We start from the raw sequence: 13,478 nt of genomic DNA on the forward strand, positions 1-13,478 counted from the left end.
CACATGAAATGAGCATAAATTTTAAAATCCTTAACATACCAACCTAGGATGAATAAAATTTATTGAATTCCATGTGACTAATGGAAATAAACATATACACATGAAAGCTGCAGTCTATAAAAAGTATGGATCACCGGATGTCCTCAATATCACTGAAGTGGAAAAGCCTGATCCTAATGACAATGAGGTACTGATAAGGGTATTTGCATCAACAGTTAACAGGACAGATTGTGCGATGTTGAGGGCAAGGCCATTTATCATGCGTTTCTTCACAGGCTTGTTCAACCCTAAAAAAACCATTCCCGGAACTGATTTTGCAGGAATGGTTGAGGCTGTTGGGAAAAATGTGGTATCCTTTACACCGGGGGATAAGGTTTTTGGTTTTGATGATACCGGGGTAATGTCACATGCTCAATACATGGTATTTCCTGAAAACAAGGCATTGGCCACAATACCTGAAAACACCTCATATGAGCAAGCCGCAGCAAGTTTGGAGGGTGCTCATTATGCTTATAATTTCATTAATAAAGTGAAGATAGCTAAAGGGAGTGAAGTATTAGTAAATGGTGCAACCGGAGCTATTGGCTCTGCAATGGTTCAGCTTCTTAAGTATTTTGAAGCTAGCATAACTGCTGTGGGCAATACGAAAAACCTGGATTTATTAAAATCAATCGGAGCTGATAAAGTAGTTGATTACACGGAACAGGATTTCACACAATCAGCTGAAAAGTATGATTTTGTGTTTGATGCAGTGGGCAAAAGCTCTTTCAAAAAATGCAAACCATTGCTGAAGCCTCTTGGGGTATATATATCCTCAGAGCTGGGGGGTAGGGTTCAGAATCTTTTTCTTGCATTGGTTACTCCATGGTTTGGAGGTAAAAAAGTAAAATTTCCATTGCCAACAGATATCAAGGGTAGTGTGTTATTGATGAAAAAATTGATGGAGGAAAATAGGTTTAAAGCCGTAATAGATAGAAAATATCCATTGGATGAAATTGCAGACGCATTTAGGTATGTAGAAACCGGGGAGAAAACGGGTAACGTGGTCATCATACAATAGCTTTAACCCTGCCGGAAAATAAACAACTATTTTTATGACACAAATAACCGCCCTCGATTGTATTTAAATTATGGTAGTGAATAAAAGAAGTAAAATTTAATTATTGCCTTTTTCTATTGAAGAATGCCATTTTAATATTCATGATTGGCTTGTGGTTAATTATTTGTGATGATAGTCATGATCTAAAAAAACTATCAATTTTTCGCTTTCCGCCAATACTTAGCTATTTTTATTCCACTAAAAACCATCTCTATATTTCCATTAAATGACATTAACGGATCCTGCTTCTAATTCCACCACCCCTCAGCACCGACTGATCATTCAATTGGATGAACCGGAAAGTTTGTCCTGGAAAAAGTTACCACCGGAAATTAAAGGTGCTGATTTCGTAGAATCGGGAAGAATTTTCCCAGCAGAGATTAAATTGAACGAGGCTGTTTTTGATCTGGAAATTACCCGTGAATTATGTATTATTGTCTCAGTACTTCTGGAGGCAAATCAACTGATGCTTTTATGTGATTGTGGGGCGGAGGGAAGTAAAGCGTGTTCTTATCAAATCCAGGTTTTAAACGCCTTGTGTAAACAAAAGGAGTTGCAGGTTTTCTTTAACAAAACAGTAAGAGACAATAAACTCAGAACAGCGGCTTTAGATTTTGGCTTGGAAGCAGAGGTCAATCTTGATCAGCACTTTAAGATAGAATTGAAAACCGGCAGGCTTTTTATTGAGCCGATTAAGCCGGAGATTATTTCTGTCACCAAAGAAAGTATTTACAGACTGCAGCAACAGATTCAGCCCCAGGAAAGTATTGTAGAAAGCAATCAGGATCCTGAAAGTCGGTTCATCGTGCTAAGGCAGCATAAATTCTACCATCATTTAATCATAGAATTGTATCACGGACAAAAAACTGAAAAAGGGAAGCTTAAAAATCCGTTGGTATTGCTCGATGCTCAAAAATATCTTTGGAAGAGCTCAGATCCTGTTAAGATGAAATTTTTCATGGCATTGAGTAGGTTTCAAAATCGTTCTGAAGGTTTACTGGCTGAGGAAGATCTTGCGGCACTCAAGGCAATCGTAGAAAACCCCCTGCAATATCCTTTTTATTTCCATCAGCCGGAAAAATCTGAAAATGTGATAGCATCAGCCCTTCAGCCAGTTAAAATAGCCATGCTTCCTGAAGAACCAGTGATTACGGTTTCAAAATCAGAAGCAGCCTATGAAATTTCTGCTTCTGTTAAAGTTGGAGAAAGCACTTATTCCTTGAATGAAATAGCTGTTCAGTATAATTACTTTTTAAAAATTGAAGAAGTATTGTGCCTGATAGAGAACCTGCAATTGATTCGAACCCTTCAACAATTGTTTGAGCAAAAGGGAAGCTTGCTGGTTTACCCCTCTAAATTTAATGCTTTTAAGGAAGGATTGCTCAATCAACTTGAGGACAAAATTAAAATTGACTACCAATACATCCCGCAGGCAACACCGCAGCAACTAGCGTGGGGAAGTTTTGATACGGACAGAGAACGCATCATTTACTTGTCTGATTTTGGTAGTCATGTAATGATCATTCCCGTGATGCGCTACAGCGACATGGAAATTTCGGTTCGTAGCAAACGCCAGGTCTATGGAACAGATCAGAAGGGTAAAATTTTCCTGGTAAAGCGAGATGCTGCTGAGGAGGATAAGTTAATTTCTTTACTGATTAAACAGCATCCTGATTTTGAAGGGCAATTGGATTATCCTTTGGAATATTTCTATTTGCATAAAAGATATTTTCTGGATGAAGAGTGGTTTCTCAATACTTTTGAGGAGTGGGGTAATCATCAAATTCGCGTTTTAGGATTTAATGAAATCAGAAATAATAAGTTTAATCCTAATAAAATTAAGGTTGATATTAAAGTTTTAAGTGGGATCAACTGGTTTAATGCTGAGGTAGATGTGAAATTTGGAAAACAAAAGGCTAGTTTGAAAAAGATACATCTTGCTGTTAAGAACAAGCGCAATTATGTGCTGTTAGATGATGGCACGCAGGGCATTATTCCTAAAGAATGGATAGAGAAATTTAAACAATATTTTATTGCTGCCGATATCTCAGATGATGATCATTTGACACTACAAAAGGTGAACTTTAGCCAGATTGAAGAACTTTTCGAAGAAGAAATGCTGGATAATTCTGTAAAAAGAGAGCTGGCATTATACCGTGAGAAGGCAGAGGATTTTACAAAAATTCAAAAAGTAAAAGTACCTGCCGGGCTAAATGGCAAGCTCAGAGGATACCAAAAGGAAGGGCTAAACTGGTTAAATTTCCTGGATGATTTTAATTTTGGTGGTTGTCTTGCAGATGATATGGGACTTGGTAAATCCGTGCAGATCATTGCTTTTGTGCTGTTACAAAAGCAAAAAAGAGGGCAAAATACTAACTTACTGGTAGTGCCTACTACTCTTATTTTCAATTGGAAAGCTGAAATTGAGAAGTTTGCTCCTGATCTAAAAGTGCTCATTCTTCGGGGACCGGAAAGAAGCAGGGAAACAACCCATTATGCTAATTTTGACATCATTCTGACCTCTTACACCACATTGCTGACGGACGTAAATTTCCTGAAAAGCTATATTTTCAATTATATCTTTTTGGATGAATCTCAACAGATCAAAAACCCTGAATCGCAGCGTTATAAGGCAGTAAAGTTGCTCCAATCGAGGAATAAAATTGCCATTACGGGCACTCCTGTGGAGAATAATACTTTTGATTTGTATAGTCAGTTTTCTTTTGCCTGCCCCGGCCTATTAGGGAGCAAAAGATACTTTAAGGAGATTTATTCAGCACCCATCGATCAATTCAAAGACAGTAAAAGAGCACAAGATCTCCAGCAAAAAATCCGCCCATTCTTGTTAAGAAGAACCAAGCGGGAGGTAGCAAAAGAACTCCCGGAGAAAACAGAAACCATATTATATTGCGAGATGCAGGAGCAGCAACGAGCCATTTATGATGCATATGAGAAGGAGTTCAGAGAGTACATTTCTGCAAAAAATGAAGAAGAACTGGATAAAAACAGGATGAATGTACTTCGGGGATTAACGAAGCTAAGGCAGATTTGTAACTCCACTAAACTCCTGAGCGATGGTACTTTTGCAGAGGAGCATCCGAGTGCCAAAATAGAGGCTTTAATGGAACAGATTGAAGATAATGCACCCCACCACAAAATGTTAGTTTTTTCTCAGTTTGTTTCCATGCTTAGTTTAATTCAAGTGGAATTACAGGAAAAGGGGATTGGCTATGTAAAATTAACTGGCAGTACAAAAAATAGAGAAGTGGTAGTGGAGCAATTTCAAAAGCAGCATAATATTCGAGTATTCCTGATCAGTTTGAAAGCAGGTGGTACAGGTTTAAATTTAGAGCAGGCTAATTACGTATATTTGGTCGATCCCTGGTGGAATCCGGCTGTAGAAAATCAAGCGATTGACAGAGTTCATCGCATCGGGCAAGTTAAAAATGTTACTGTCATCAGAATGATCTGCCCTGATACGGTCGAGGAAAAAATTATGAGGCTGCAAGCTGGTAAGAAGCAATTAGCTGGTGAATTGATTGTGGAAGATGCTTCGTTTTTGAAATCTCTGAATAAACAAGAATTGTTAGGTTTTTTGAGTTGAGCATTCAGTGTAAACCATTAAGAAGTTAAGGTAATTAAGAAAGGAGAGTGTTTTGACTTTTATAAGCTTAGAGTGATGTAAATGAGTAACTTAATTCACTTAATCCCTTAATGTTTATGATAATTATTTTACTTTAGTACTTAACCAACATCTAAAGTTGTGACTAAAAAAGATGTAACTCAATTATCGTATGAAATTACTGGTTGTGCTATTAAAGTCCACACAGAACTAGGTCCTGGATTATTAGAAAGTGTATATCAAAAATGTATGAAATATGAACTGGAAAGAAGAGGCTATAGGGTAAACCAACAATTAATAGTGCCGGTATATTATGATGGAATGACCATAGATGCTCAGCTTCGGCTCGACCTTTTAGTAGAAGACACTATAGTTGTGGAACTCAAAACAGTAGAGTATATTTTGCCTGTTCACGAAGCACAATTATACACGTATATGAAATTACTAAAGAAGCCTCAAGGACTGTTGATCAATTTCTACACAGATAACATTACTAAATCACTCAGGCCCTTAGTCAACGAAATCTTCAAAAACCTACCGGAATAATGACCACTATCTTTATTCATTTAATTAATAAAGTGTAAAGATTAATTCAAAAAGACTTAATCCCTTAATTTCCTTAACTTCTTAATGTTCAATTTGCTTTAGCAAATAATTTAATCTTAATACCTTAATGTTCCCTCAAACCACCTCAATTTCTTCTTTAACGTATCTCATTCTGTAATCTACAGGAGACATTCCTGAATATTTCCTGAACACATTCCTAAAAGATTTGTCGTCCGAGTAACCCACATCAAACATCACCTCGCCCACAGTTTTGAAACCCTTTTCCAACTCTCTTTTAGCAGCCTCAACCTTTACTCTTTGCAAATATTCTACCACGGTATTGCCTGTCGCTTTTTTAAATCTGCGCTCCAGTGTTCTGCGGCCTATTCCATGGTGCTTACAAAGATTGCTAACGGAAATTTTTTCCTGATAATTGCGCTCAATATAAGTTTGAAGTGTTTTTACTCCCTCATCAGGATGATCTTTCTGCCCGGTAAAAATGATAAAGGGAGATTGGGAATCCCTGCCTAAATCCACTTGAAATATTTTGGAGCAGAATACTGCAGCCTCACGTCCTATATTTTTTTCAATAAGGTATAAAATCAGGTTGGCAGAAGAAAAGGCCCCGCCTCCTGTATAAATACCATCTTCATCAGTCAGTAATTTATCTGCCATTAATCGGGTTTGCGGAAAAAGCTTTTGGAATTGATGAGCAGCTTTCCAGTGGGTAACGCAATCTTTGCCATTCAACAAACCGGTACTGCCTAAAATGAAAGCTCCTAAACAAAGGCTCACCACTTCCGCACCCGCTCGATATTTTGAGATTATCCAGGGAATAAATGCTGCGTTTTCTTGCAATGCTTGGGCAACATCATGCTGTACAGGAGGAATAATGAGCATATCAGTATGTATTACCTCACTTATCAATTTATCCGGGCGAACAGCATATAAACCTTTACTAAGCTTTACAGCAGTAGTGAGACCTACTAGTTCCACCTGGAAAGCCTCAGGTTTACCATGCGCTTTTAAGTATTCATTGGCCTCCAGAAATCCCTGTCGCGCATTTTCCATACTGCCGAGATTAACATCATTTAACAAAAGTATTGATACATGCTTCATGTCTTAAAAATAGATTTTCTTACACTCGTAATCAAGCTTTTACCCATTTTACTTATGTATGAGGTTATAGCTTCTTTTGATGCTTATCCTATTGGAATATGCGGTTTTACGGCCACACTGGTGGTTTGGGTTTTGTCTTTCATATACTTGGCGCATTTCACCCTATAGATTGACGTATTTGCACAGCGTAAAATTTAATATACTCTTATACATTTGTAAATGAGGTCATAGTAACAAAATTTTTAATAATCGATGGTCCTCAATAATTAAAATCTATTGATAATGAAAATAACTTGTAAAGAAGATTGCGAAAATGCCCCAAAAAAGCTCTTGTTAAAAGAACTTAATATTGCTTTTGGAAAAGGTAATGTGGAAAGCATTCTTTCCCAATTGACCGATGATATCATTTGGGAAATGGTAGGTGATAAAGTAATGCAAGGAAAAGAAGAGGTAGCTAAGGAGTTGGAGTCCATGAAAGAGTATACTGCCGTGGAACTCAATATCGACCACATTGTCACGCATGGCAAAACAGCAGCGTGTAATGGCAGTTTTCAGATGCATTCAGGGGACAGATATGGTTTTTGTGATATGTATGTGTTCAACAATAATAGTAAAACAGCAAAAATAAAGGAAATGATTTCCTACGGTATAGCACTTAAGTCTTAAACATATAAATAGAGAAAGATGAAAAATCCAACGCAACCTTATTTCCATTTTGACGGGACATGTCGTGAGGCAATGACTTTTTACCAACAGCTTTTTGGAGGAGACCTTCAGTTGATGGCGATTAATGAATCTCCTATGAAAGATCAGTTTCCGAAAGATATTCAGGAACAGATTTTACATGGCAGTCTTGAAAATGGGGATTTTAGAATAATGGCTTCCGATATGTGTGGAATGGGGGAGCTCAAGCAGGGTAATTCTGTACAAATCAATCTGAATTGTAGTTCTGAAGAAGAAATTAATGAACTGTATAAAAAATTACCTGAAGGAGGAAAAGTGGTGGATGAGTTAAATGAACAATTTTGGGGAGCCTTGTTCGCTATGGTGATTGATCGATTTGGTGTGAGATGGATGCTCAGCCTTGATAAGTAATTTTGAATCTTAAGTGGAAATATGGTAGCTATTGAACAAATAAATTATATCAAGTCACCTGCATCAGTGGTTTACAATTCACTCATTTCGGAAGAGGGACTGAGTAAGGTATGGACCCAAAAGCTGAAGGTGAAACCTGAAGTGGGCTTTGTGAATGAATTTGATTTTGATGAAGGCTATATCACCAAAGTCAAAGTGAACGAGCTTAAAGAAGATGAAAAAGTAGTTTGGGAGTGTGTGGAATCTGATCCGGAATGGGTAGGTACGATTGTTTCTTTTGAATTGTATGAAAATGAGGGTATTACTACTGTTGTACTTAAGCATTCCGGCTGGAATAAAATCACAGATTTCTACAGATGGTGCAGCTATAATTGGGCTATGTTTCTGCATCGGTTAAAAAGCTACTGTGAAAGTTAAAGTTAAGCATGAAAAGCTAAGTGACCTGAAGTATTCGCAGTCTTGCAACTGAACCTCAAAAGAGATAACAGGGCATTTGCAATAGTAGAAAATTGTGATAAGCTTATTATTTTCTGCTGGTATAAATCTGTGAGACTGTCCCTTTTGAGGGGACTACAGGGGTGTTATTTGAGGAAATAATAGTGGTATCAGCTGAAAAAATCAAATCTTGTTATATAATAGTAGACAATAATTGAAATGGTCTTCAAAGAAGGTTTCATGTCCGCTTTGGATGGATTGGAACAAGTATCGTCATCAACAAAATAAGAAAAATGAAAAAGAAAATATTGTTTGTGTTGTCCTTGCTTATAGGACTGCTGTTTATAAATGGCGGGTTAAATAAATTTTTTAATTATATACCTGTTCCGGAGGATTTGCCGGAGAATGTGCTAAAGGATAACGAAGCTTTAATGGAGATAGCATGGTTAATGCCACTGATTGCTTTTGCAGAATTATTGGGAGGTATTTTACTTCTTTTCCCTAAAACCAGGGCCTTAGGTGTCTTGATATTATTTCCAGTGATGGTCGGTGTTTTATTGACCCATATTTTTGTTGATCCAATGGGCTTACCCGTTGCTTTAGTAATTTGGGGAATTCTTATTTGGATAATTATCGATAATAAAGACAAGTATCTTCCTATTATAAAGGGATAATTAAAACGAAATGATCATGGAAACACATTTTTATTTTGAAATACAGGCAGATGATACCCAACGTACAGCACATTTTTATAAAGAACTGTTCGGATGGGAGTTTACAGAAGTAAAAGGCCTTCCTATTGAATATTGGAACATTCATACAGGAGGTATGTTTGGAGGATTGCTTCAAAGGCCGACAAAAACTCCACCACCTGAATGTGGTACCAATGCTTTTGTAAATTCCATTCAGGTGGATGATTTTGATGCCATGACTAAAAAGATATTGGAACTGGATGGCGAAATAGCGCTGCCGAAATTTGCAGTGCCCGGTAAATGTTGGCAAGGCTACTTTTTAGATACGGAAGGAAATACATTCGGTCTATTTGAAGTAGATGAAAATGCCAAATAGCTTTTATTTTATATGCAGAAACAAAAAGAAAAAGATATGTTTAATTTTCAATCAACATTCAGCGGGTTTTCAGTAGACGATCTGCAAAAGGCAAAAACTTTCTACAGGGACATGCTGGGAATTTCAATTCTGGAAGAGGAAGATATGGGCTTTGCCCTGCAGCTTTCGGGAGGGAATCATCCCTTCATTTATCCAAAACCCGATCATCAGCCGGCTACATTCACTGTGCTTAATTTTGTGGTGAAAGATATTGATGCAGCCATTGAAAACTTAAAAACTAAAGGTATCTCATTTCTTAAATATAATAGGGAAGATTTGCCGCAAGATGAGAAAGGAGTGCTCCGAGGTTTGAGTGAAGGCAGAGGGCCAGATATAGCATGGTTTGAAGACCCAGCAGGTAATGTGCTTTCAGTTTTGCAGGAGCAGATATAGCATCCACATTTATTAAGGAAGATTTGATTGATGAGTACCGCTTAATTGTAAACCCAATAGTTCTGAGGGAGGGCACACCTTTATTCAAAAATATAAGAAAAAAGTTAGGTCTAAAACTTATTGACTGTCAGTCTTTTAAATGCGGAAATATTTTGCTTATTTATCATCCGAAAAAGTAATTTAACTTAAATACTCATATGGTTGAGGTATTTAAAACCAATGTGATAGATCCGGAACAAGCAGATTTAGTTATTCGTGAAATCTGCAACTTATTTCCTCACTACAAAGTCAATTTTGATATGGAGGATTGTGATAAAATCCTCAGAGTGGAAACGGATCAGGTGTTTATAGATGCTGATGAAGTCATCCGTTTATTGGCAATTTCCGGAGTTCAATCGGAAGTACTTCCTGATATAATCGTGTCAAAAGTTTAAAATTTATTTTAAAAGCCTATATGAAGCAAAATAAGATTTCAAATACACTCTCCCCTAATTATCGTCCCTCCATTTGGCAGGAACTAAAGAATGCCATTCGTGGTACCGAGGCAGATTATACTACTATTGGACTTAGGAGAGCAATCTTTTTATTGGCTATTCCCATGATTCTGGAGCTGGTGATGGAGTCTACTTTTGCAGTGGTGGACATCTATTTTGTGGGGCAATTGGGAGCTTCAGCTGTAGCCACGGTAGGTCTTACAGAAACTTATCTATTCCTGTTGTACTCCATAGGCATGGGATTGTCTATGGCTGTAACAGCGATTATTGCCCGCAGGATTGGGGAGAAAAGCACAGAGGATGCAGGTAGTTCGGCTGTCCAATCGATTTTTCTTGCGCTGTTGGCATCCGCTCCATTTGCTATAGGTGGAATATTCTTTGCCAAAGAATTATTGGCATTGATGGGTGCTGACGAGTGGGCAATTCAGAATGGATACCGCTATACTCAATGGATGCTGGGGGGCAATGCAGTTATTATGTTGCTTTTTGTGATCAATGCCATTTTCCGTGGGGCAGGAGATGCCGCCATTGCTATGCGTGTACTTTTTATCTCCAATGGAATTAACATTATATTAGATCCACTGTTGATATTTGGTTGGGGCCCTTTTCCTTCCATGGGTATAGAAGGAGCCGCTATTGCCACTAATATTGGTAGAGGAGTAGGTGTTTTGCTTCAGTGTTGGGTACTTTTTAAAGGGAGTAAACATATCCGGATTAAGCGTTCGCAAGTATATTTGAATGTAAAAGCTTTGCTGAATATTTTCCGTACTTCTTTGGGGGGAGTGGGCCAAATGATTGTGGCTATGACTTCCTGGATTTTTCTGATGCGTATTTTGGCTGATGTAGGGAGCGAAGCCGTGGCAGGAGCTACTATTGCCTTGCGAATAATGATGTTTACCATGATGCCGGCATTTGGACTGGCCAATGCAGCAGCCACTTTGGTTGGGCAAAATCTGGGAGCAAAAAACCCTGATAGGGCAGAGTCATCTGTATGGAAAATAGGTTTTTATAACATGATTTTCCTGGTGGGGGTTTCCCTCATTTACTTTTTCTATAATGAATCCCTCATGCGGATTTTTACGGCAGACCCGAGAGTGATTGCCATTGGTGGAGAATGGTTGCAGATTCTTTCCTACTCTTACTTTGTATACGGCTGGTGGATGGTTTCTACCTCGGCTTTTAATGGGGCGGGAGATACCAAAACACCTACTAAGATCAATGTGGTGTTTTTCTGGTTGATTCAAATACCATTGGCCTACTTTCTTGCAATTCATTTAAAGTGGGACCATTCAGGAGTTTTCTGGGCAGTGTTTGCTTCTGAAACTATGGTAGGCCTATTTACTTTGTGGTTGTTTACACGTGGAAAATGGAAAACAGTGGAAGTTTAAATCCTAACTAATCTTATACCGGGATTATCTTCAAGTGATTTTAACGCTTGATGATAAACTATTTTAGAACCTGCCTAATAAAGACAGTTGTATGTCCTGAATTTGTACTTATCAAAGCAGGGGTCTTTGAGTTGATAGAGGCTTAAAAAGTAATTTAATTTCGTATTATTAAGTTTCTCCTATTTAATTATTCGGTAAAAGAAGCTTAATCTTTTCTTAATCATTCTCTAATTTAGAAATACCAAATATTTTTCTACCTTGTAAGCGATTAACTATAAACCATTTATCGTATGAAAATATTATACAGCCTAACTGTTTTCCTGTTTCTAAATTTTATTTATCTCTTACCAACCAATGCCCAGGTATTGAATGCCTCTTTTGAGGATTGGAGCGGGAATAATCCGACAGCCTGGACCACTATAGATTCCGGTATATCACTAAACCAAGAAGGTGCTCTTAAGAAAGATGGCAGCTATTCAGCGAGAATTACTGTCAACACCCCCACACAAAGTAATACGGATTTTCTTCAGACCATTACTGTTAACCCGGGGCAGACTTACACTTTTTCTGCATGGGTCTATCATACTGAGGGTGGTGTTCGAGCCAGGTTATATGTGGATGGCTACCGTAATTATTCAAATCCTTCGCAACTTAATCAATGGCAACAGCTGACTTTTGAATATACCCCTTCCTCATCAAACATCGAAGTGGGTTTTAGATTTTATGACGTCTCAGGTTTTGATGGCTCGGAAGTAGTTTATATCGACAATTTTGAACCTGCTACCTCATCAGGTGGAGGAGGTGGTGATACCGGAGGTGGCTGTACTGATGTCGCACTTACTCTCACTGCAGATAATTATGCCTCGGAAACCAGCTGGGTAATTAAAGATGCCAATGGCACTACCCTGCATTCCGGAAGTAATTACAGTAATAATACAACGTATAATGAAATTTTTTGCCTTGATGATGGAAACTACAGTTTTGTGATTAATGATTCTTATGGAGATGGTATTTGCTGTTCTTATGGGAACGGATCCTACTCACTTACTTCGGAAGGAAATACATTAGGTTCCGGAGGGGCATTTAGTTCTTCGGAAACAGTAAATTTCACTATAGGCTCATCTGATCCGGGCAATGGTGGAGGAGGTGATTATTACAATAGTGCCTCAGGACTCTCGGGCTATGCATTGAAAACAGAATTGCATAACATCATTAAAGGGCATAATTCACAAGGTTATAATGCTATTTGGACATTCTATTCGGCCAATGAATTAGATTACTACTATGAGAATGACGGTACTATTCTCGATATATATTCTGAAAAACCTGGCGGAAGTGATTCCTATTCTTATACAAAATCTTCTGATCAATGTGGTAATTATTCCGGAGAAGGCAGTTGCTACAATAGGGAACACTCCTTTCCGAGAAGTTGGTTTGGCGGTACCGTGGAACCAATGAATTCTGATGTGCACCATATTTTTGCTACCGATGGCTATGTTAACAGTAAAAGAGCAAGCTATCCGTATGGTGAAGTATCCTCAGCAAGTTATGTGTCATCCAATGGAAGTAAACTGGGAAGTTCTGTTTCAGGATACAATGGAACAGTATTTGAACCTATTGATGAATTTAAAGGAGACCTTGCCCGGGCAGCTTTTTATATGGCCACGCGCTATCAAAATGTGATAGCAGGATGGGAAAATAATAGTAGTTACAGCGATGCTATATTGGATGGCTCAAGCAATAAAGTATTTGAAAACTGGACATTGGATTTATTGATTTCATGGCATAATAATGATCCGGTGAGTGCCAAGGAAATTGCAAGAAATGAAGCCGCATTTGCTCATCAGGGAAACAGAAATCCTTTTGTGGATCATCCGGAGTATGTATCAAGCATCTGGGGAAGTGGTTCATCTGCAAGAACATTAAATGAAACATCCTTCACCACAAGTTATGAGCAGGAACAACTGACAGTAGAACATGGTATCACCGATCCGGTAAATGTGGTTGTTTTTGATGCTTCAGGACGTAAATTAATTGAATATACAAGCGAAGCAGATCAATCTCCTGTTACAGAACTTTCGGTATTACTTGAACCTAATTCACTTTACATTGTGAAAGTCTTTACCAAAGATAAAATGATGAGCAAGAAGCTGGTGATTATGGAGTAATGAGAGCATTTT

General features: G+C 38.0%; 14 protein-coding genes. 13 read left to right on the top strand and 1 reads right to left on the bottom strand.

Annotated features, from left to right (window positions below; genetic code table 11):
* Positions 1 to 100 precede the first annotated feature (100 nt).
* The 3 genes from JKA74_RS08875 to JKA74_RS08885 all read left to right on the top strand — a co-directional run bounded on the left by JKA74_RS08875 (position 101) and on the right by JKA74_RS08885 (position 5,267).
* Positions 101 to 1,060 (top strand): NAD(P)-dependent alcohol dehydrogenase, encoded by a 960-nt coding sequence (locus tag JKA74_RS08875; RefSeq protein WP_201430827.1) that lies wholly within the window; start codon positions 101 to 103, stop codon positions 1,058 to 1,060.
* A 265-nt stretch (positions 1,061 to 1,325) separates the two neighbouring features.
* The gene (locus JKA74_RS08880; RefSeq protein WP_201430828.1) at positions 1,326 to 4,703 is read left to right on the top strand and encodes a DEAD/DEAH box helicase; all 3,378 of its coding nucleotides are present in this window, start codon (positions 1,326 to 1,328) and stop codon (positions 4,701 to 4,703) included.
* A 159-nt stretch (positions 4,704 to 4,862) separates the two neighbouring features.
* Positions 4,863 to 5,267 (top strand): GxxExxY protein, encoded by a 405-nt coding sequence (locus JKA74_RS08885; protein ID WP_201430829.1) that lies wholly within the window; start codon positions 4,863 to 4,865, stop codon positions 5,265 to 5,267.
* Between the two features lie 135 nt (positions 5,268 to 5,402).
* Here the strand turns inward: JKA74_RS08885 and JKA74_RS08890 are convergent, their stop codons facing one another.
* On the bottom strand, positions 5,403 to 6,386 hold the full coding sequence (locus JKA74_RS08890) for a GlxA family transcriptional regulator (protein WP_201430830.1): 984 nt from the start codon (positions 6,384 to 6,386) through the stop codon (positions 5,403 to 5,405).
* 282 nt (positions 6,387 to 6,668) lie between these two features.
* Between JKA74_RS08890 and JKA74_RS08895 the strand changes: the two genes are divergently transcribed.
* From JKA74_RS08895 to JKA74_RS08940, 10 genes are all read left to right on the top strand, one after another.
* Positions 6,669 to 7,052, top strand: a complete 384-nt coding sequence (locus JKA74_RS08895; protein ID WP_201430831.1) for a nuclear transport factor 2 family protein — start codon at positions 6,669 to 6,671, stop codon at positions 7,050 to 7,052.
* A gap of 18 nt (positions 7,053 to 7,070) precedes the next feature.
* Positions 7,071 to 7,481, top strand: coding sequence for a VOC family protein (locus tag JKA74_RS08900; RefSeq protein ID WP_201430832.1), 411 nt, complete (start codon positions 7,071 to 7,073; stop codon positions 7,479 to 7,481).
* Between the two features lie 21 nt (positions 7,482 to 7,502).
* Complete coding sequence (locus JKA74_RS08905) at positions 7,503 to 7,898, top strand: SRPBCC family protein (RefSeq protein WP_201430833.1); 396 nt, start codon at positions 7,503 to 7,505, stop codon at positions 7,896 to 7,898.
* A 311-nt stretch (positions 7,899 to 8,209) separates the two neighbouring features.
* Entirely contained in the window at positions 8,210 to 8,590 is a 381-nt protein-coding gene (locus JKA74_RS08910) for a DoxX family membrane protein (protein ID WP_201430834.1), read from the top strand.
* Between the two features lie 16 nt (positions 8,591 to 8,606).
* The gene (locus JKA74_RS08915) at positions 8,607 to 8,984 is read left to right on the top strand and encodes a VOC family protein (protein ID WP_201430835.1); all 378 of its coding nucleotides are present in this window, start codon (positions 8,607 to 8,609) and stop codon (positions 8,982 to 8,984) included.
* Between the two features lie 12 nt (positions 8,985 to 8,996).
* Entirely contained in the window at positions 8,997 to 9,416 is a 420-nt protein-coding gene (locus JKA74_RS08920; protein WP_236587634.1) for a VOC family protein, read from the top strand.
* Positions 9,417 to 9,439: 23 nt separating this feature from the next.
* Entirely contained in the window at positions 9,440 to 9,595 is a 156-nt protein-coding gene (locus JKA74_RS21005) for a hypothetical protein (RefSeq protein ID WP_201430836.1), read from the top strand.
* 18 nt (positions 9,596 to 9,613) lie between these two features.
* Positions 9,614 to 9,850, top strand: coding sequence for a hypothetical protein (locus JKA74_RS08930; RefSeq protein WP_201430837.1), 237 nt, complete (start codon positions 9,614 to 9,616; stop codon positions 9,848 to 9,850).
* 20 nt (positions 9,851 to 9,870) lie between these two features.
* Entirely contained in the window at positions 9,871 to 11,298 is a 1,428-nt protein-coding gene (locus JKA74_RS08935; protein WP_201430838.1) for an MATE family efflux transporter, read from the top strand.
* Positions 11,299 to 11,588: 290 nt separating this feature from the next.
* Positions 11,589 to 13,466, top strand: a complete 1,878-nt coding sequence (locus JKA74_RS08940; protein ID WP_201430839.1) for an endonuclease — start codon at positions 11,589 to 11,591, stop codon at positions 13,464 to 13,466.
* Positions 13,467 to 13,478: the final 12 nt, after the last annotated feature.

The organism is Marivirga aurantiaca (assembly GCF_016679925.1).
In the GTDB taxonomy this organism is placed as follows: domain Bacteria; phylum Bacteroidota; class Bacteroidia; order Cytophagales; family Cyclobacteriaceae; genus Marivirga; species Marivirga aurantiaca.

Bases quoted from the DNA above. Each gene is read 5' to 3' on its own strand.
- JKA74_RS08875 (WP_201430827.1), top strand. From the start codon at position 101: ATGAAAGCTGCAGTCTATAAAAAGTATGGATCACCGGATGTCCTCAAT.
- JKA74_RS08880 (WP_201430828.1), top strand. From the start codon at position 1,326: ATGACATTAACGGATCCTGCTTCTAATTCCACCACCCCTCAGCACCGA.
- JKA74_RS08890 (WP_201430830.1), bottom strand. From the start codon at position 6,386: ATGAAGCATGTATCAATACTTTTGTTAAATGATGTTAATCTCGGCAGT.
- JKA74_RS08895 (WP_201430831.1), top strand. From the start codon at position 6,669: ATGAAAATAACTTGTAAAGAAGATTGCGAAAATGCCCCAAAAAAGCTC.
- JKA74_RS08900 (WP_201430832.1), top strand. From the start codon at position 7,071: ATGAAAAATCCAACGCAACCTTATTTCCATTTTGACGGGACATGTCGT.
- JKA74_RS08905 (WP_201430833.1), top strand. From the start codon at position 7,503: ATGGTAGCTATTGAACAAATAAATTATATCAAGTCACCTGCATCAGTG.
- JKA74_RS08910 (WP_201430834.1), top strand. From the start codon at position 8,210: ATGAAAAAGAAAATATTGTTTGTGTTGTCCTTGCTTATAGGACTGCTG.
- JKA74_RS08915 (WP_201430835.1), top strand. From the start codon at position 8,607: ATGGAAACACATTTTTATTTTGAAATACAGGCAGATGATACCCAACGT.
- JKA74_RS08920 (WP_236587634.1), top strand. From the start codon at position 8,997: ATGCAGAAACAAAAAGAAAAAGATATGTTTAATTTTCAATCAACATTC.
- JKA74_RS08930 (WP_201430837.1), top strand. From the start codon at position 9,614: ATGGTTGAGGTATTTAAAACCAATGTGATAGATCCGGAACAAGCAGAT.
- JKA74_RS08935 (WP_201430838.1), top strand. From the start codon at position 9,871: ATGAAGCAAAATAAGATTTCAAATACACTCTCCCCTAATTATCGTCCC.
- JKA74_RS08940 (WP_201430839.1), top strand. From the start codon at position 11,589: ATGAAAATATTATACAGCCTAACTGTTTTCCTGTTTCTAAATTTTATT.